Consider the following 17,294-nt stretch of genomic DNA (forward strand, 5'->3'; position numbering starts at 1 on the left):
ACGGGCTCATTATGGCCAGGCATTTGAACCGGACAAAAGACTTAGAATTCATTTCAAAAACCCGGAGCAGGCCTGAGAGAAGGGCGTCCCGCCGAGGAGCAGCATCGCAGCAGGTCTCACGTGGCATATTGAAATAACTTGTATTATTAATACAAGTTATAGGGTCATTTGTTTCACAAAAAAGCCTTCAGCCTGCCCATAATATATATCGGCAAACCGAAGACTTTATGTATGCTTTAAAACAAAGGGAACTCGATTGATCAGGGAAGCGACCTGCGACTGGTTTGTTGCCGTTATTTTATGGTGTATATCCCTCGGGCCTTAGCTTCAATAACGCCTCTTTTTGAAAGCTTGTATAGGGCATTGCTGAGTTGTCTGGGCCCTAAGCCTGTTTTTTTTCTGAGCGTATCAATATTTGCACCCTTTTTGCTTCGTTTGATGACAGCTATAACCGAGTCAAGAACCGTGGTTTTAGCCGTTGGCTTCTTGGCAACCGTCTTTTTTGCAGCAACCCTTTTTACTGCTTTCTTTTTTGTCGCTCTTTTCTTCACAACTGATTTTTTTGGAGGAGACAAGGCAACCATTTGTTTAGAAATTTTTTCAACCTGCACAGAAAGACTTGTCAGTGATTTTGCAATCTTCTTCAACTGATCTTTTATTTTCTTCATTTGATTTCCTCCTTTAATAATATTTCGCATGGCGTATCGTTTTTTATTTAGTATTATATACCATGCCAAATGTCAATAATACTAAAATTACTCCCTGTATTCACTTTACGCCTTATACTTTCTTAGGAATATCGCAGGATGAATTTAGCCGCGAGCCGCTTTTAATTGAAAAGGCCTGGGATGTGCGCATCGGCAGAAAAAGCCGGCTCCGCAACGATTAGGAAGGCAACTGTTTTTCAGAAAAATATTCCGCCTCATAAACTTCCACACGGGTATGTGTATCCTGCCAAGCGGACCGTGACATGCCGCCCTTGAGGCAGAGGTGTTCCAAGAAGTCTTCTTTTTTAGGAAGCTGCTCCCACACCTGGGGTAGAAATGTAGACCGCCGATATCCCTGTGACAAAATCACACCGTGAACACCCGGTATGATTTGTTTTTTCAAATCTTCACTGTCTCTAAATTTTATCTCTCGCGGTACCGTCAGCACGCTTATCTCAATGTCAATTGCGTTGATCTCTTCTCTTTCAAGTGGTGAAAAGCGGGGGTCTCTAAAAGCAGCATTGATTGCATTTTCTTCCACACTGGAAATTAAAGCGGTTGTCGGATCGATCGTACCAATACAACCTCTGAGCGATCCGCACTTATGCAGCGTAACAAAACAGCCCCTTTTCTCCTTCAGCAAGGGTGAAATATCCTTGGGTTTAATGATGCTGTTTCTGTCTTTCAACAATTCAGCCAATATTGCCGATCGGGCCAATTTTAACAAAACCTGCCGATCATTATGTTCTAACGATGCCATCGTCATTGGTCCAATTGATAATAATTCTTTTTCTGGGACAGGCCTTAATATCTTTTTACACCTAATACCTTTTTCAGTTCACCTATCTATAAGTTCTTTTCCAATTGAATCTCACTGTTCGCTCTTAGTTGCGCCAACCAGTCGGTAAAGGCTCTAAGCTGTTTCTGACCCAGCAGGTTACTCACAATTTGTTCCTTCTCTTTTTCGTATCCTGCCGGGTCCGGTCCTTTTCTTTCCTTGAAAACAATTACATAAAACCCATTGACTCCCGCCACGACTGTATCCGGCAGCTTTTTTTCAGCTGAGAGCGTAAACGCCGCATTCATAATCTCCGGTTCATATCCAATCTTTGGTATTTGCTCATTGCGCTTGAAAAACCCGGTGTTATTAACCTGAAGCCCATAAAGTTTTGTTTCGTCCTTAAGCGCTTTGCCGCTTTTTAAGGCTGTCAACAATCCGTTTGCCTCTTGACTTGCCTTTTCTTTTTGTCTTTCTTGGGTCAAGTCAGTTTTTACCTTTTCAGAGACGGCGCTGAGCTCAGGGACACGTTCCGAAATTTTTTCAAGCAACTGGATAATGTAATAATCATCACCCAAATTCTGCACATCACTGATCTCCATTTCTGACAGTGAAAAGGCAACTGAAGCGAATTTAGATTTTTCATTAATCTCTTTTTGCGGCCCTTGGAGTGAAAAAAAATCAGTGGTTTGGACGGATAAATTTTGCGCGAGTGCCGCCTTTGCCAAGTCGTTTGCTTCAAAAGTCAACTCATAGGTCGATTCGGCATCATCATATGCCATCGTTTTGGCTCTTTCGGCCGTTAGTTTTTTTACAATCTCGGGCCTGGCCGTAGAAAAAGAAGGTGCGCCGGCCTCATTGACCTTTTCCACCTTGATAATGTGCCAACCGAACTGGGTTCGAACCGGTTCACTGATATCGCCTGATTTCATTGCAAAGGCCCGATCGGCAAATGGTTTAATCATGTCTTCTTTTTTAAAGGTTCCAAGATATCCGCCGGCATCTTTCGTTGGCCCTTCGGAGTATTGTTTAGCGAGTTCGGCAAAATCCTTTCCGCTTTTGGCCATATCCCATACCTTCTGGGCTTTCTGCTTGGCTGCTTCAACCGCCTGAGGGTCTGCATCCTGTTCAACCGCAAACAGAATGTGCCTGGCCGCTACTGTTTTCGGCTTATTAAACTCTTGACTGTGTTCGTCAAAATACGCCGCAACTTCTTCCTCGGTAATTTTAACCTGAGATTCATACGCCTTGGAATTAAATTCAATATACCGCACCTTTACTTTCGGCTCGGTTTTATAGGATTCTTTATTTTTTTCAAAGTATGATTGGATTTCGCTATCGGCCACTTTGATATTCTGATAGCGATCAGACTTAAACAGAACAAAATCGATATTTATGGCCGTGTTTTTCCAATTGTACCATTCCAGCGCCTCTGCATCCGAGACTTTTACACCATCCTCAACAAACGCTTTCACCCGTTCCAGCAACATGGACTTTCTCTGCAAAACTTCAAATTCTTCCGGCGTCAGCCGATTGCGTAATAAAACCCTTTTGTATAAACTATTATCGAAAATACCCGCAGACTGAAAGGCTTTTATCTTTTGAATAGAGTCGCTAAGTTCCGTATTGGTGACACTGAAGTTAAGCCGTTTCGCCTCCCGCATGATCAGTCGCTGGTCTATTAACTGATCGATAGCCTGTTTATCGACCTGAAGCATTTCTATCAGGCCGTCATTTAAATTATTTCCAAACTGCTGTCGCAATTGCTCAATAATATTATTATAAGTTTCGCGATATTCCTCAACGGTAATGGCCTCACCATTGACAAGAGCCACCCTGTTTGCTTTCTGGGAACGAAAGCTTCCCACCCCCCAAAACACAAACACAACAACAATTGCGCCTAAAACGAACTTGATCATCCAGCTTGTCGCATATTTCCGCATTAAATTGAGCATCGGATCTCCCTTTGTATAGAAGTTGGTTCTAAATCTCGTATTTTGACTGATGGAAAGGCGCAAACCGATTTGTCTCGTCAAAGCCCTTTTGCAGCCAAAAAAGATGAATATAGCTTTGATTATCTGATCATACAAGAACGATTTGCAATCCCATTTTCAGCAGGTCCGGCAGGCCTCCAATGAGGTTTTGAAATAACTTCTATTTAATTTTGACGGGACGGCAGCCGCCCTGTCATATATCGTTTATATTACTACACGATGACGCTAACGGGTTTGGTTTGTCGATCAATCTTGGTTCCTACCGACGCTGAACAAAACGTGCACACATATTCGTACTTATCCCCTTCAGGTATAACCAGCAGCAACCGTTTTCGTACCGGTACAGCCCGTTGACAACGAGCGCAATATAACTCGGTGGCATCGAATTCCTTGTAGTTTCCCGGCCGTGAAGACCGTTGCCGCATAACTCCGCCCGGAAAGTGGCTGTTTTTAAGTTTCATGTTAGCACCTGTATCCAATTGATTTAACCTTAACCACTGCTACCTATATATGTGTTGAATACCCACCCCACATTCCCGCACCATACCCACAATAAACCACTATCTGTCCATTATAAAAATCATCCAGCAAAACAGTTGGTTATTTCAAATCATGGCTTAAGTCAGATTAATGCGCCGGTGCCATTGAAAAATTCTCAATCTGCTGAATTTTTTTGTTAAATATTAATTTTAATCTTTAAGTTTGTCAACCGAATCCCGAATCCCCGTTTATAGGCTACTTTCAACGATACCCGATGTTTACCGAAAAGGCGCCGAAAATAAATATTGACACATTTTTCTGTTTTTGTTAGTCAATCGCCTTATATTCGGGGCTGTAGCTCAGCTGGGAGAGCGCATGACTGGCAGTCATGAGGCCAGGGGTTCGATCCCCCTCAGCTCCACCATTAATAATAGATGGTTACAGGCTGTAACGTTTGGCAGGTTTTGGGAATGTGACAGCTTTGTGACAACTAAATTAGGCGGTTAATCCATTTAAAAGGTTAACCGCCTTTTTTGCGCTCCTGTATCAGAATTTTTATCGATACGGTGGGAATGGTAAAAATACGACCCGGAGAAATCACTGGGTCGGAAATGCTTTGCTAAGATTGTGGTTCCTGTCCGGATTTTTTTGAACAGCGATGGAACGAACCGGAAGGACATAAGCCCTTTCTTTTTTATCCTGATGATTAACATTTCCGGAATAAAGCATAACGGCATATGATCTGGGTGATTGCTGGCTTTTGTTATAGTTCCGGCTATAAATGTAATCACTTTTTGACCAGTAAGGCATATGGCTAATGATGTTCTCAAAAGGATTGGGTTCAACCAGTGCCGGATTTTGATAGTTGGTATCGATTAGACTCACCCATTCTTCGATGGTCGGCAGCCGCCAGTCACTGTAACCCCCTTGACGAAAATTTTTGCACTTTGCAACCGCATCCCACCAGGTCACTGCCGATAGAAAGTCCAATTTCCAGCCATTTTTGATCCACATTAACCCGGCAATGGTATCCGTTACGGTACCATCCTGATTGTCAACGAACCGCTCCTGACGGGCAGATGAATTGTTATGATGAACAGCATTCGCCTGATAAGACATCATGTTTTGATCACTTTTTTTCTCATCCGGCAAAAAAGTTTCCTCAAAAATATGAATACCAAAATGATTCACTTCACCTACTGTTTTCAATTTTTCCCAGTACGCGACCGCATCTTCAATGTTTTGATACTTTCCCAGATAAACCCGATAGAATTCATCTTCAGCAGAAACTTTCGTTTTTTTCCAAAATACCAGTTTTCCCCTCGTTTTTAAAAAATTCACCCTGCTGTTGGCGTCCTCAAGCTTTTTAAAAGAATCCAAGTGGATGCTGTAATAAAATTTTTCGGCGGTTCCCGAAAGTCCGACTGGCACGATGATGAAAACTAAACACAAAAGGAGGCCCATCGCTTTTAAAATCAACTTTGCATTCATATAAACATCCCTACAGTGAGCGGGAACATCGTCCGCCCGTCCGTGTAAAAGGGTTAAGGTGTCTTTAACAACAGGCAGATCCATTAAATGTTATTATGCTAAATTATACTCAATTATATAGAGTTATTTCTTGTGTGTCAAGCATAAATTATTTCAATATATGGTAGAGCCTGCGACTTGCCCGAACAGAATTATAGAACATCTGGATGCATCATGCGCGTCATAAAATTTTCAAGACATATTTTCAAAGCTGGAGTTTCAAATTACGGAAAGGGTCAACCGGACGCTGCCTGAAAGCACAAGCTGACCTATAGAGTATCAAATGCTGAATGACTTGATCGAGGACCATCGCAATATTTACTGTTCGAAAATTTTTTCTGAAATTCGCATGAATGAAAAAAATGTTCTGCTGCCTTGGCGATTTTAGCACCCATGTGAAAGATACGATTTATTTTGATTGGATGTTGTTCCGTCGAACTATAAGCTATTAAATGATTTTTCAGGTATCGTCGTGGGCAACACGAATTTAATGGCCGACCCCAAATAAAAGCAGGGCGACAGTATCACTTTCTTGATAATTGTCGCCCTGTCTAACGAAGGGGGGGAGATTAAAGGGCTATTTCTTTTTTTTTGTAGTGGCCTTTTTCTTTGCCGCAGGTTTTTTAGCTACTTTTTTCTTAGCAGGTGCTTTCTTTTTTGCTACTTTTTTCTTAGCAGGTGCTTTCTTTTTTGCTACTTTTTTCTTGGCGGGTGCCTTTTTTGCTGCTGCTTTTTTCTTAGCGGGTGCCTTTTTCTTTGCTGTAGCCATGATTTCCTCCCTTTAATAGTTAATTGGTAAGGCCCACTACCCCTCCCTTTTGCAGGTAAAGTTCATCCTGCATGGTCGCACTTATTGTGGTTTATTTTCTATTAATATACAATATATAGTATGTCAAGTTTTTTTAAATAAAATTTATAATTTTTATCATCCACAGACTTTGTCCGCTGCAATTTATTTGGCGACAAATTGCAACGAGTCGGGCGACAAAAAAACGGTCCCGAAAAATGGCAACAGAAAACCTGTTCGAATCGGGCTTCCGATTTCGACAGGTGTTTTTAGTGATATTTGAGCAATTTTAAACCTTTTTAAAATGATTAAAAATTGCCGTTTAAAAGCTGTAAGCGGCCCTCAATAATAGTCAAACTTGATTTTATTTTTAGGCTACAAATCGGAAATTCTGGCTGTTGTGGCGGCCGGAATCGTGATCCTCGATCTGACGCCCAGCTCGGTAATCAGCACCAATACTTGAGCACCTTTTACAATATCCCAGTATAGAAGCCCGGTCGCCGGGTCATAGGTGCCGGAGAGCGCGTCTTTTGAATGAAGCTTACCGTCGGCATCGTAGGGTACAACGGAGATTTTGGCTGTTGCGTTGACGCTGGCAAGCGGAGTGGCGCCGTCGGCCGCATAGCAGTATTCGTAAATGCGACAGGCATCAGAGTCTACCGGCGTGCCGATCGTATCCTGTGTGCCGGTATAGGTGACGACCGTAGCTCCGGAGACGGTCAGGGTTTCCGGCGCAGTAAATGTGCAGCCCACCTTCCTTAACCTGACCTTGTAGGCGCCGTCATCGAGCGAGCAGCTAAACACGCCATTTATATCGGTAACACCATAGGTAACCAGGGCGCTTTCAGCGCTGTTATTGATTCGGACCTCACAATCGGCGATCGGATTTACAACTCCGTCAACAACCGTGATGGTAACAGCGTTTGCACCGACTGCGCCTGTAATAAGATCAATCTGATCCGAGATATCGGTTATCTCGCCCTGTATGTCGGCCGATGCGACCGCGTAGCGCTCGGCGCCCATCAGCGACGCGCCGCCATCGCAGACAAAGCCGTAATCTTCGGCCGTGTCGTAGCCGGCAAAATCATATTTGTAAAATCCGCCGCCGATCTCGGCCATCGCCTGGGCGGCGATGACCTGCACGCCGTCACCCACCCGGTAGCCGTCAATCACAGGGGACAACCCTTCGGCCGGCGTTCCATTATTTGCAAAATAGGCAATGATGTTCATTGTGCCCCCCCTAACTGAACGTGTAGTATTTATCCACCTTGACGATGGTGGCCAGAAACGGGATCTCGCCCCTATATTTTTCGCCCGGACAGGGCCAGGAGATCCAGCCAGGAGTTGACTCAGATTCCTGTATCCGCGTGCCCGCGCCTGCCGATATTCGCATTCGCATTCCAGCGCCAATTATTCGCATTACGAGCCCGCGAACCGCAATTCGCGCCATTATTCCAATTGCCGCCGGCAAGCAGCGCACTGTTCGACCTCCCGGCCTAAAATCGCCTGCGTGTTGCGTGTAATCGTTACCTGGCTGCCGCGCGCCCGCGCCCGCCGATATTCGCATACGCAAACCAGCGCCAATGATACGCAAGACGAGCCCGCGAACCGCAATTCGCGCCATAAGACCAAGAGCCGCCGGCAAGCAGCTTGGCGTCGCCGTACGTGCCCTGTCTGTACAGGCTGCCTTTGTTGCCGGGCAGTGCATACCAGTTCCAGCCCGGAGCAACGTCTGCACTGGGATTGCCGCTGGCAACCGTTTCCGGGTCGCCGGAGACGGTCACCTGGTGGGTATGGTTGGCGGCGCCGTCAAAACGATAGGTCTGGTCCCGCAGCCACTGCCACATGACGCCGCAGCAATCCTCGCAACCGATAGCGCTGATCATACGCCGTCCGGCAGTGTCCACATGCCCGCCCGTGGTAACCGGGTCGGCCGATCCTACGATATTGGTTTTTTCGTTCGAGCCGTCGACAAATACCTGAAACTCGCTGTCGTCCAGCAGGGTTTTACCCACGGCGGCCAGATCGTCCACGTGGTCCATCCATACGCGCGTATCTGTGATGGCCGCGCCGTATGCGCTGGCAGTCGACACCCCGGTGCCGCTTTGCAGATAGATGTCGACCCACAGGTTGAGTTTGTCCGAGTAGACCATGCCGGCCGCCCCGGCAATACCGGCCGGGCGGTGGCGCAGATCCCAGATGGATGCCGGCAGCAGATCGGTTGCCAGGTAGCCGGTCAGCGCATGCCCGGCAATCACTCCTACAGCGACGCACAGCGTGTGCCCGCCGCCGATTTTCAGGCTGTTGTCGGCCGTATACCCCGCCGGGGCGGTCGTGTTGAGCGACGCCAAAAACACCAGGCTGCCGCCGTTATAGCAGGCATACACGCAATAGTCCTTGGCGGCCTGCAGTGCGCCGGTGTCCAGATCGGCCGCCATGTCGATCTCGATATCCTGGTCCACAAAAAACCAGCGGCCCCCGATGTTGATCGGCAGATAATTGCTGCCCGCCAGCACCAGCTTGCGATGGTCGGTTGCGTGCGGCAGCAGGATGCGCGCCCGGGGATCGAGCGCCGATCCCGCGAAACTGGCAGCTAAGGGTTTTGCTAAAATTATCATCTGTCATACCCCTCTATTTTACTGCATTCCATCGATGGCGCTGTAATATTGCGCCATTTCAGAACAAATCAATTTTTATATACCCCTTATTTCCCTAATTCTGCCATTCGCTCAAGTTTGGCCTTCCAATCGACATATTTGTCTTTGATCGATTGGTTCGTAATGTCGGCGGCCGTCCAATGACCCCTGGCGGCACCAACATCCCAAATCGTCGCGATAAACCGGAAACACCATGCAACATCTTTCTCAAGGTCTTCTATCAGTCCTTTTATTTCTTCTTCCTTCAGTTCGTCTGCCTGTACCTGGAGCCACACGTTTTCAAGTGCGGTTAGGGACGGAAGCGGCCTTATTTCCGAAATAGGTATTTCAATAGTAGAATAGTCGTTGTTTCTTACTGTGCATTGATAGTCAGGCATAATTTTGAGAATACATTTCATCATGTCCATCTTGTGGCGCTCCTTTATCCTTTAATCTCTATTACCCTCATCCTTAAAGCAGACGCACCGCCAAGAGTAACAGCGGCACTTGACTGATTTAGCCATATCGTACCAGCACCTAATTTCCCTATTCTTAACTTGAATGTGGTGGGTGAGGTTGTTCCAGCCGCCATTTCATGCACTATCATATTGTTAGCCGCTTCCGTTGCTACCGCAATGGCGTTAGCTCCGCTATCTTGAAATAATGCGACGGCACAATTGATATTAGCCATAAGAAAATTCAATTCCACTTCGATTCTAAGCCTATTGGCCACATCACCAGGGGTAATGGTAACATTCAAAAGCTCAACGCCCTCAGACTGCTGTGGGATGGTGTTATCGTAAGGAAAACTCGCCGTTGATGTGGTAACAGTTGTATATGGCGTAGCTTCAATAGTCTGCAAAACCATTCCGGTCTTGTTGTGGCCCCCAGCAGAACTGTGTTCAACCTCAAAAGTGTCCTTGTTGTATTGGGCATTATCCCACAAGGCATCGTAGTGAGTTTTTTTTGTCGGGTCCCCAACCGATACGGGGTTAGCGGCTGTCCATGCCATCGGTCTTTATCCTCATATTTTTAATGTCGGTTAATTCCCTGACCAACGATTCACCCTCGCTGATCTGGGCCTGTACCCTGTTTTGAACTGTTTCGATGATCGTTCCGATGTCGGCTTGAAAATCCCCAAGAAAACCGACCTGAACCGGGCATTCCCGGTAAACCGGCAGAACAACAATTTTCCCGGATTCTAAAACCATGACCATCTTATCCCCACCAGCAAAATCGACAAAAAGAACCTTCCTGATTGTTTCCCCGTCAAAATTAACAGTCCTTACCGGCTGCAGCTTCGGCTTTTTAAGGTCGTTCATTCAGGCCCCCTCGTTACCACCATTTTGATACATTTTTTGTTTCCGAGTCCGTTGGATCGGCAAACCCGTTTGGGTCCAGCCAGAAGCCGGACACGTTTTTTTCATCTGTCGAAGCCGCGCCCCATACCGGTGCGGTTGCTCCGGCCCACATGCCGGCATTTGAACCAAAGTCCTTTAAGTCCCTTGCATCAAAATCGATGTAGGCCGGAAAACACGATTTGTCCAGGGCGAATATCTCAAATATCCGTTTGGTATAGCCATCCGCAAACGGTGCTCGCGGCAAGGTAACAAAAATCTTATCACCCAGTAACTTTCCCATGAGTTGAGTTTTTGTCCGACCGCTTAACATCGGGCTGGGAGAACCCATTATAAAAATCAATCGTTGGGCCAGGATTGCGGCATCACCCAGATTTCTTAGGTAGGTGTCATGCGACAAGGTTTCAAATCGTTCAAACTTATAGAGCGCTTCATCGCTTGACTCCTCGCGGTAAACAAATTTTTTTTCAGCGCATAAATACGAATACCCCACGTATATTTTCCAGTAGAGGTGATCGGTATCGTCCTCAACCTGCGGAATTCCAATAAAATCGAGATGGGTTAGTACATCAAGGTCAACAGTCGTGACGGGCGACCATGATCTGTAACGAAATTTACCGTCTTCATCTTCATCAAAAAAAGCGATGTCGCTTGAGCATATTTTTTCAATTACAGTAATCGCGTCCGTGTCCTGTTCGATGGGTACGTTCAAAACCGCATCGCTCACGGCTTTGCTGTTTGTAAAGCTCGCAGCGTTAAGGTCGTCAGAGGTGTATGGGAGAATTGAGGTGAGCAGATGTTCTATAATTTCGGGTGCGCCCTCTATTGCTGAAGCTCCGTTATAAATCCCTGAAAAGGCCACCTTCACCAGGGTGGACCCTAAAATAAAATTAGCCGATGTAATGGTGAAGGTAGAGTTTGTTAAATTCTCATTTGCGTGGGCGATAGCTTGCCAACCGCTGCCGTCATCATAATTGATATATACCTGGCTGATTGACAGAGATGCCTGGTCGCCTATTTTAAACTGATACTGATCGGCTCCATACGCAGTATCAACACAGGTGACGACAGGGGCCTGCGCTACGCTATACACACCGTAGTAATATGGGATTCCCTTGCCTTCGGCGGCGGGATCAATGTTTGGATACGTTTCCGAAGTGAACCTGTTTAACGGTAATGCCTGAAAAAGATTAAAAGACTTCGCTTTCAGGTTGAACGTTATTTTCTCCCTTGTATAAATTTTTCTCTGAATAGTCCCTGTAAAGATGGTGTTGTATTCGCTATATGGCAAAGAATCTCCACCAAACTTAAGGATGATTTTTTTTGAACTCCAAATAAATTTGCGAAAAATCTGATCAAAAAACCCGTTGTTGTTGATCAGCACCAGATCCCCTGACGTTATTACTTCCGACCCCCAAAATATATCTTTTGCCCGATGGCGCAGCGCCGGTATACCTTTTGAAGATATATAAGGCTCATAATAATGGCCGTTTAAAGCTATCCCTTTGGTGGCTAAATACATCCAGAAATAACCTAACATCATGTGGCTTTCAGGATTGTCCGAGCCCGTTGGATGAACATAAACTTTTCCGTTTGCGGTATCGTGCCAGTAACTGCCGGGATTGCTTTCAACATCACCAGTTGAAGCTTGCGCCGTTAATCCGGTTCCGTCTTCGGTTAGCCTTGACAACACTTTACGAATATTTTCTGTTCGCCCATCTTCCAATGTAATGGTTTCGTTTAAATAGGATTTTTCATATGTGTAAGTCCTGCCGCCGGTTAAAGCCCACAAATCAATGGACTGCCCCGGCTCTATCTCTGCCAGGTAAACCTTTTCGGATACCGGCGCGGCGATCAGATCCGCGAATGTGGTCTTATCTCCCATCAGCGCGATTCCTTAAATGCCAGCTCGATCCGTTTAAAAAAATCATCCTGTTGTCTCAGGCTTGTAAATTTACCGTACATGGTTAATGCGTTAGGATAGTTGTCAAAGTCGAACGCCACAAACAGATCCCTGCTGTATCCGACGCTGTTGAACATCTGCTGAAACAAGAGCCACTGGGCAAGTGTTTCAGCCGGAAAATCAAAGCTCTTTGTGCGGTACTTGGTTATTTCGTCTACAAGCTGCTGGCCGCCGACTGATTCACCAATAAAGCTCGGATCGACAATGCTTTCCTCGCCGTCAAAATCATAATGATTGATCGGCTCAAAGCAGGTGCCTAAAAAGATTCGACCGAGCTGCCAGTCGGTGGGCACAGCGCCGGGCGAATAGACCACGTTGAGACGGTTATAACGATAGCTCTTGCTGGCAAACACTTTTATAATCACGTTCGGATTGCCGTAAGTGTCCGGCGTGGCCACCCAGGTCAGAGCCTCGGTGGCCGATGGCGCGCCCCAGGCGTCGGCGGCGTTAAATTCCAGGTTGAGCGTGCCGGGGGCGCCGGCCCAGTCATAATTGGCCAGAATGATGGCGGTGACCGGTTTGGCCGTAAGATGGTCGATGACCAGGTTGGCGGTGCCGGGCGTTGCCCCTGCGGTTTTATACACTTTTGTCCGCAGCGGGTTTTGCAGGTTGGCGGCCGGAAAATCAGCGTCCTGGCTACTGGCCGTGAGCGCGGCCAGGTCGAATAAATTTTGCCAAAAAAAGCGGATGTTGCTCATTTGTCCGTTATCCCCCGCGTATGCACCACCGGCTCGCCGGATTTGCTGCGGTTATAGATCAGCCGGGTAATCTCGCGGCCGTCCAGGATCACCGGGATTTCGACTCGTAATGAACCTCCGGCGTTACCACTTGAAGACAATGAAGACAAAAGTTTCTCAAAACGATTCAGATTCTTTTCGGTGACGACCTCCTCGCCACGCTGACCGATAAAAAACCCCTCATCGTTTCTGAGGTTCAGCCGCCCTCCTTTGTGAGCGTATCCGACATTGCTATCACGTCCCATCGAGTCAGACCCTTCATAATCACCAAAATTGCCCTTGTCCCAACTGCCGCCTGTATCGGCGTCACCCCAATCATGTGGATCATATTTTCCGAATCCCCACATGCCGAAGTTTTTCTGCATATCCTCCAGCGATATCTTGCCGTAAGGCATGACATTGCCCAGGGCGCTGGCATAGGGGTCAAAAGCAACCCCCTTGCCGTAAATGGTGGAGAACTGTTGTCGGGCTGTATATTCGGCCATAATCCCGGAGATCATGGCTTTTGCAAAAGAGACCATTATTCCTATCGGGTTGGCGCCCATGACAAAGTTGCCTGTATCGGCCAGTCCGATTGCTTTATTTAAAGCAAACCCTCTGACTGATCCGAACAAAGAGTCACGAACGGCACTTTCAATGTTCGCACCGAATGAGCCGGCAGCATAGCTCCTTGCCTCCAAACTCTCACCAAGAGAATCATTCCCGCCACCTTCAGCGTCCCGTCTGATGCTTTCCGCCACATCTGCCGGAAGCACCATTTCATGGGGATGCAGTACCGCCAGGTGTTCCTTCTTAACATCCCATGTGCCGGCCGCCCACCACCCCATTGCGGTCCCCAGCCAATCAACACCTGAAACGGCGGCATCAATAGCTTTATTTGTAGCAATCTCTGACATCCTTTTTGATGCGGTCCGGGCCATATCGTTCCACATGCTCCGCCAATCGATCGTCAACTGGTCCATCCGGCCTGTGAACAGGTTGAAAAAATTGTTTTCCACCATACTTGAAGCTGATTGGCTGAATGTCCTGAAAACATCATATCCAACGTCGCCGAACCTGGTGGCGCTGTCTTGCATGTCCATGAATCCGGAACGGACACCCAGGACAAAATTGTCCGAATCCTTGCCCGCCTGGATCAGCAGTTTTCGATAGTTAACCTTGTCGTCGGCGGTCTTCTGGCGCAGCCGCTCCGAACTCTTTGCTGCATCGTCTTCGGCTTTTTTTCGGGCGACCAGAACGGCCAGGGCTTTCTTGCCGGCCTCGATGCGCGCTTTTTCCTCCAACTTTAAGTCGCGGACCACGGCCGCGATCCGCTCCCTTTCCGCCTTTGCCATGTCCTTTTGGCTGGCCACAGCCTCGTCTGCAACCGCCTGAACGCTTTTGATTACGCTTTCGGCGGCCTTGGCCTGGGTCACCGGTATTTTTTCGATGGCGCTGCGCCAGTCGCCGATTGCTTTCTTGGCGCTGTCATATCCGGCGTTGGTCTTTTCGATGTCCGCCCAAACACTCTTGGTGACATCCATGCTGGACGCGCTAAACCGCTCCAGGCCCTTAACCATGGAATCAAAGGGGTTTACCTTCATCACGCCCAGTTTAACAAGCGAGTCAAACAGCGCGTCCCATCCGAACATCATCACCCGCAAACCTTTGACCAGTGTTTCAATGCCGATTGCTATGGCTGCGACCGAAGCTGATCCCACCAGTTTGATTCCGAGCCAGCCGTTGTGAAAAAAGCGCATGGCCTCAAGGGCGATCGTAATGCCGTCCACCACTTTCAGCACGCCGCCTTTAGCAAGATTCATCAAATATTCGCGGTTGTCCCGGATCTGCTGACCCCAGCGCATAAACTGTTTTTCGGCCATCTGGATCAGGTCGATAAAAAATTGATTTTTGGTGATGACAAAGCCCAGCTCCTCTTTCATGTCGCCCAGCGCGTTTTGGGAGGCTTTCACCGCCCCGCCGAAAGTTTCGCGCGCTGCCTTGGCCGCTCCGCCGAACTGGGTTTCCAATTCTTTGAGGATAATATTCTGGGCGCCGACCGTGTCGCCTGATTCTTGCAGGATTTTGATTTGCTCCTTCTGCTGCTCGGTAAATGTTACACCCGCTCGGGTCAGCATGGTCAGCCCAGCAGCGGGATCGTTCAAGGCTTTGCCAATCTGGAGCACGGAGCTTTTCAGGTCCGTTTTCATCACTTGGCTCATATCAAGCGCCGACCGGGTGGCCCGCTCGAATCCTTCGCCGCGCACGTTTTTAAAGGTGGCCATGATCGACATGCCGCCCAGGGTTAACTCGTCACCCACGGTGGTGGCCGCCTGCATGCCGGCCGCCATTTTTTTTAGCTGCTCCAGGTTATAACCGGCCGCGCCACCGGTAGCTGTTAGCGTCGCTTGCAGGTCGGTTTCAGCGGCCTCCTGAACATTGGCCAGTGATATGGATTCGGACACCGTGCTGTTCAGCTCGGAAAATCCCTTTCGCAGGATCAGCAGCCCGCCGACCGCGCCGCCTATTTTCAGCAACATCGACCCCGCCGGCCCCAGTTTTCTCGTGAGAGACTCCGCCCCGGTGGCGGCAGAGGTAAAACCGGCCTTGCCCTTTTTGCCGGCGGACTCCATTTCCTGGCCCAGCCCCTTGATGCGGGCCTCGCCGGTTTTAGAATCGACCTCAATTTCTATTTTAAGCTTTTCGGCCATTATTGCCTTTGCAGATTACTTCCAGGGCTTCGTAAAAATCCAGGGTATTGAGAATTCCGGCTGCCGCCGCCACGGTTCCGGCCGCCGGGTAGTTAACCGACAGCCGGCCGCTAAATGGGCATGTTTGAATTATACCGGGAAACCGCAGGAGGATCATCCAGAGATCCTCGTTGCCCGGCAGCAGCTCGGCTGGTTGGCACTGTTCGCACGATGCCGGCACCTTTTCTGGGACAAGCGGCCGGATTATTTTGCAGGTGCTGCAGGAGCGGACTCCCCTGGGTCGATTGCGCTGCCATCGGGCGAACTCAAAGAGTTTTTTAAGAGGTTCTCTTTTGCGGCTGCTTCTTTTGCAACCCCCTGCTGGTTCCAGTTCAGCACAAAAACGACCATGTCGTTAAATGAATCGACTTTAAAACGAAAATCAAAAATGGTCTGCTTTACCTTGTCGCTGCATTCCAGCGGTGTGCCGTCATGGCCGATAACACCGCTCCAGCCGGTCAGGCAGTGTTTGAACAGTTTGCACTGCTCGGCGCCGGAAAGGCGCAGGGTGTTGTCCGTGACATTAAAGTCAAAACTGCCCTTGCTGGCCGGAAACGGGCGCAGGTTAAAAGCAGCGCCATCTTTATATTCCACCGGGTCGCTCTCATACGATTGGGCGGCAACATCAATTTTCAGCATAATTTCTCTCCTTCAGTCTTTGGCCTTTTTTAAGTTATCGCAATCGACCATTCGTCATCGCCGGCATTCATGCACAACAGGCCGGTGATGTCCCAAGCCGCCAGACCGTCGCGGGTAGTCTCGCCGATCGATTGGTACTGAACTTTGGGCGCGGTGATGGTGATGACGTTGCCCGCCACCGATCCCAGCACGGCGGAAAACGCCATCTGTGCGCCGCTTCTCCAGTTGCCCAGAAAGTCCTCGGCCGCCACCAGCACATCCTCCGGATCAAATTTGATAGTCGGTTTGCGGTTGGTGATAATAACGCTCTTGTGCCCGGAGGCGGCGTTAGCGTCCGGCCGCAGGGAAAGCTGATTGCCGAAGTCGATTTCGACCCGTGAGACCGTTGCGGCGTATCCGTCAATGGTCAGGGTCGCGCCCTGGAATGTGGGTGGCAGCACCGCGTTGTATGTGGGCGTCAAAAGTGCGGCGTCGGCCTCAGTAAAATCGGCGCCCAGAAAATCAAACTTGAAAATGCCGGGGTTGCCCACTTCCAGCAGCAGGGAGAGCGTCCCGCGCGCCCCCAGAATCTGGTGGCGCTTGCCGTCCACAAACCGGCCCACCGTTACGGAAGGGATGGCCGACGATGCCGGTGCATAGGTGGCGCTGGTGATTGCTACCAGGGTCTCGCCCATACCGCAGGCTTGCAGCGCATCGGACAGCATATTGGCCGCGCCGGCGGCCGACGTGCCCACCAGTTCGGCCGCGAATTTAATACGGCCGGATCGCTTGCCGAACACGCTCGGCATCGGCGAAAGCGATGCCCGCGCCGGATCACGTTCGTGGGCTTCGATACTCGGTTCAAAACTGGGGTCGAATGCTAAAAACACATCTGCATCCACCAACGTTTCGGCGGTGCCCTCGACGGCCTCGATCTCGACTCCCACCTGGCTTCGTTGTCTGAGTAATGGCATGGT

Annotated in this window: 17 protein-coding genes and 1 tRNA gene; 1 reads left to right on the forward strand and 17 read right to left on the reverse strand. The window is 48.7% G+C overall.

Annotation, left to right across the window (positions count from 1 at the left end; all coding sequences use genetic code 11):
- Positions 1–293: 293 nt before the first annotated feature.
- The 3 genes from P1P89_13745 to P1P89_13755 all read right to left on the reverse strand — a co-directional run bounded on the left by P1P89_13745 (position 294) and on the right by P1P89_13755 (position 3,575).
- Positions 294–668, reverse strand: coding sequence for a hypothetical protein (locus tag P1P89_13745; protein MDF1592574.1), 375 nt, complete (start codon positions 666–668; stop codon positions 294–296).
- A gap of 217 nt (positions 669–885) precedes the next feature.
- Positions 886–1,467, reverse strand: coding sequence for an AmmeMemoRadiSam system protein A (gene amrA, locus P1P89_13750; GenBank protein MDF1592575.1), 582 nt, complete (start codon positions 1,465–1,467; stop codon positions 886–888).
- An 86-nt stretch (positions 1,468–1,553) separates the two neighbouring features.
- Complete coding sequence (locus P1P89_13755; protein ID MDF1592576.1) at positions 1,554–3,575, reverse strand: SurA N-terminal domain-containing protein; 2,022 nt, start codon at positions 3,573–3,575, stop codon at positions 1,554–1,556.
- A gap of 732 nt (positions 3,576–4,307) precedes the next feature.
- Here P1P89_13755 and P1P89_13760 point away from each other — a divergent pair.
- A tRNA-Ala gene (locus P1P89_13760) sits at positions 4,308–4,383 on the forward strand.
- A gap of 173 nt (positions 4,384–4,556) precedes the next feature.
- Here the strand turns inward: P1P89_13760 and P1P89_13765 are convergent.
- The 14 genes from P1P89_13765 to P1P89_13830 all read right to left on the reverse strand — a co-directional run bounded on the left by P1P89_13765 (position 4,557) and on the right by P1P89_13830 (position 17,291).
- Positions 4,557–5,450: a DUF1566 domain-containing protein gene (locus P1P89_13765; GenBank protein ID MDF1592577.1), complete on the reverse strand. Its 894-nt coding sequence runs from the start codon at positions 5,448–5,450 to the stop codon at positions 4,557–4,559.
- Positions 5,451–6,066: 616 nt separating this feature from the next.
- A complete protein-coding gene (locus P1P89_13770) occupies positions 6,067–6,258 on the reverse strand; it encodes a hypothetical protein (GenBank protein ID MDF1592578.1) in 192 nt (63 codons plus the stop codon).
- 393 nt (positions 6,259–6,651) lie between these two features.
- Positions 6,652–7,506: a hypothetical protein gene (locus P1P89_13775; protein MDF1592579.1), complete on the reverse strand. Its 855-nt coding sequence runs from the start codon at positions 7,504–7,506 to the stop codon at positions 6,652–6,654.
- 10 nt (positions 7,507–7,516) lie between these two features.
- On the reverse strand, positions 7,517–7,669 hold the full coding sequence (locus P1P89_13780) for a hypothetical protein (protein MDF1592580.1): 153 nt from the start codon (positions 7,667–7,669) through the stop codon (positions 7,517–7,519).
- A 133-nt stretch (positions 7,670–7,802) separates the two neighbouring features.
- Positions 7,803–8,894: a hypothetical protein gene (locus P1P89_13785; GenBank protein ID MDF1592581.1), complete on the reverse strand. Its 1,092-nt coding sequence runs from the start codon at positions 8,892–8,894 to the stop codon at positions 7,803–7,805.
- An 86-nt stretch (positions 8,895–8,980) separates the two neighbouring features.
- Complete coding sequence (locus P1P89_13790; GenBank protein ID MDF1592582.1) at positions 8,981–9,340, reverse strand: hypothetical protein; 360 nt, start codon at positions 9,338–9,340, stop codon at positions 8,981–8,983.
- 14 nt (positions 9,341–9,354) lie between these two features.
- Entirely contained in the window at positions 9,355–9,924 is a 570-nt protein-coding gene (locus P1P89_13795) for a hypothetical protein (GenBank protein MDF1592583.1), read from the reverse strand.
- A complete protein-coding gene (locus P1P89_13800) occupies positions 9,905–10,234 on the reverse strand; it encodes a hypothetical protein (GenBank protein MDF1592584.1) in 330 nt (109 codons plus the stop codon). The genes P1P89_13795 and P1P89_13800 overlap by 20 nt, the downstream gene beginning before the upstream one ends.
- A 13-nt stretch (positions 10,235–10,247) precedes the next feature.
- Positions 10,248–12,155: a hypothetical protein gene (locus P1P89_13805; protein ID MDF1592585.1), complete on the reverse strand. Its 1,908-nt coding sequence runs from the start codon at positions 12,153–12,155 to the stop codon at positions 10,248–10,250.
- A complete protein-coding gene (locus tag P1P89_13810) occupies positions 12,155–12,931 on the reverse strand; it encodes a hypothetical protein (GenBank protein MDF1592586.1) in 777 nt (258 codons plus the stop codon). Before P1P89_13810 ends, P1P89_13805 begins: the two co-directional genes overlap by 1 nt.
- A complete protein-coding gene (locus P1P89_13815; protein MDF1592587.1) occupies positions 12,928–15,660 on the reverse strand; it encodes a hypothetical protein in 2,733 nt (910 codons plus the stop codon). Before P1P89_13815 ends, P1P89_13810 begins: the two co-directional genes overlap by 4 nt.
- The gene (locus tag P1P89_13820) at positions 15,644–15,880 is read right to left on the reverse strand and encodes a hypothetical protein (protein MDF1592588.1); all 237 of its coding nucleotides are present in this window, start codon (positions 15,878–15,880) and stop codon (positions 15,644–15,646) included. The genes P1P89_13815 and P1P89_13820 overlap by 17 nt, the downstream gene beginning before the upstream one ends.
- Before the next feature lie 23 nt (positions 15,881–15,903).
- Entirely contained in the window at positions 15,904–16,338 is a 435-nt protein-coding gene (locus P1P89_13825) for a hypothetical protein (protein ID MDF1592589.1), read from the reverse strand.
- 29 nt (positions 16,339–16,367) lie between these two features.
- Positions 16,368–17,291, reverse strand: coding sequence for a phage tail tube protein (locus P1P89_13830; protein ID MDF1592590.1), 924 nt, complete (start codon positions 17,289–17,291; stop codon positions 16,368–16,370).
- Between the last annotated feature and the right edge of the window lie 3 nt (positions 17,292–17,294).

Source organism: Desulfobacterales bacterium, from assembly GCA_029211065.1.
In the GTDB taxonomy this organism is placed as follows: domain Bacteria; phylum Desulfobacterota; class Desulfobacteria; order Desulfobacterales; family JARGFK01; genus JARGFK01.

Bases quoted from the DNA above. Each gene is read 5' to 3' on its own strand.
- P1P89_13765 (MDF1592577.1), bottom strand. From the start codon at position 5,450: ATGAATGCAAAGTTGATTTTAAAAGCGATGGGCCTCCTTTTGTGTTTA.
- P1P89_13795 (MDF1592583.1), bottom strand. From the start codon at position 9,924: ATGGCATGGACAGCCGCTAACCCCGTATCGGTTGGGGACCCGACAAAA.
- P1P89_13780 (MDF1592580.1), bottom strand. From the start codon at position 7,669: ATGCGAATATCGGCAGGCGCGGGCACGCGGATACAGGAATCTGAGTCA.
- P1P89_13815 (MDF1592587.1), bottom strand. From the start codon at position 15,660: ATGGCCGAAAAGCTTAAAATAGAAATTGAGGTCGATTCTAAAACCGGC.
- P1P89_13800 (MDF1592584.1), bottom strand. From the start codon at position 10,234: ATGAACGACCTTAAAAAGCCGAAGCTGCAGCCGGTAAGGACTGTTAAT.
- P1P89_13770 (MDF1592578.1), bottom strand. From the start codon at position 6,258: ATGGCTACAGCAAAGAAAAAGGCACCCGCTAAGAAAAAAGCAGCAGCA.
- amrA (MDF1592575.1), bottom strand. From the start codon at position 1,467: ATGGCATCGTTAGAACATAATGATCGGCAGGTTTTGTTAAAATTGGCC.
- P1P89_13790 (MDF1592582.1), bottom strand. From the start codon at position 9,340: ATGGACATGATGAAATGTATTCTCAAAATTATGCCTGACTATCAATGC.
- P1P89_13830 (MDF1592590.1), bottom strand. From the start codon at position 17,291: ATGCCATTACTCAGACAACGAAGCCAGGTGGGAGTCGAGATCGAGGCC.
- P1P89_13785 (MDF1592581.1), bottom strand. From the start codon at position 8,894: ATGATAATTTTAGCAAAACCCTTAGCTGCCAGTTTCGCGGGATCGGCG.
- P1P89_13745 (MDF1592574.1), bottom strand. From the start codon at position 668: ATGAAGAAAATAAAAGATCAGTTGAAGAAGATTGCAAAATCACTGACA.
- P1P89_13775 (MDF1592579.1), bottom strand. From the start codon at position 7,506: ATGAACATCATTGCCTATTTTGCAAATAATGGAACGCCGGCCGAAGGG.
- P1P89_13805 (MDF1592585.1), bottom strand. From the start codon at position 12,155: ATGGGAGATAAGACCACATTCGCGGATCTGATCGCCGCGCCGGTATCC.
- P1P89_13810 (MDF1592586.1), bottom strand. From the start codon at position 12,931: ATGAGCAACATCCGCTTTTTTTGGCAAAATTTATTCGACCTGGCCGCG.
- P1P89_13825 (MDF1592589.1), bottom strand. From the start codon at position 16,338: ATGCTGAAAATTGATGTTGCCGCCCAATCGTATGAGAGCGACCCGGTG.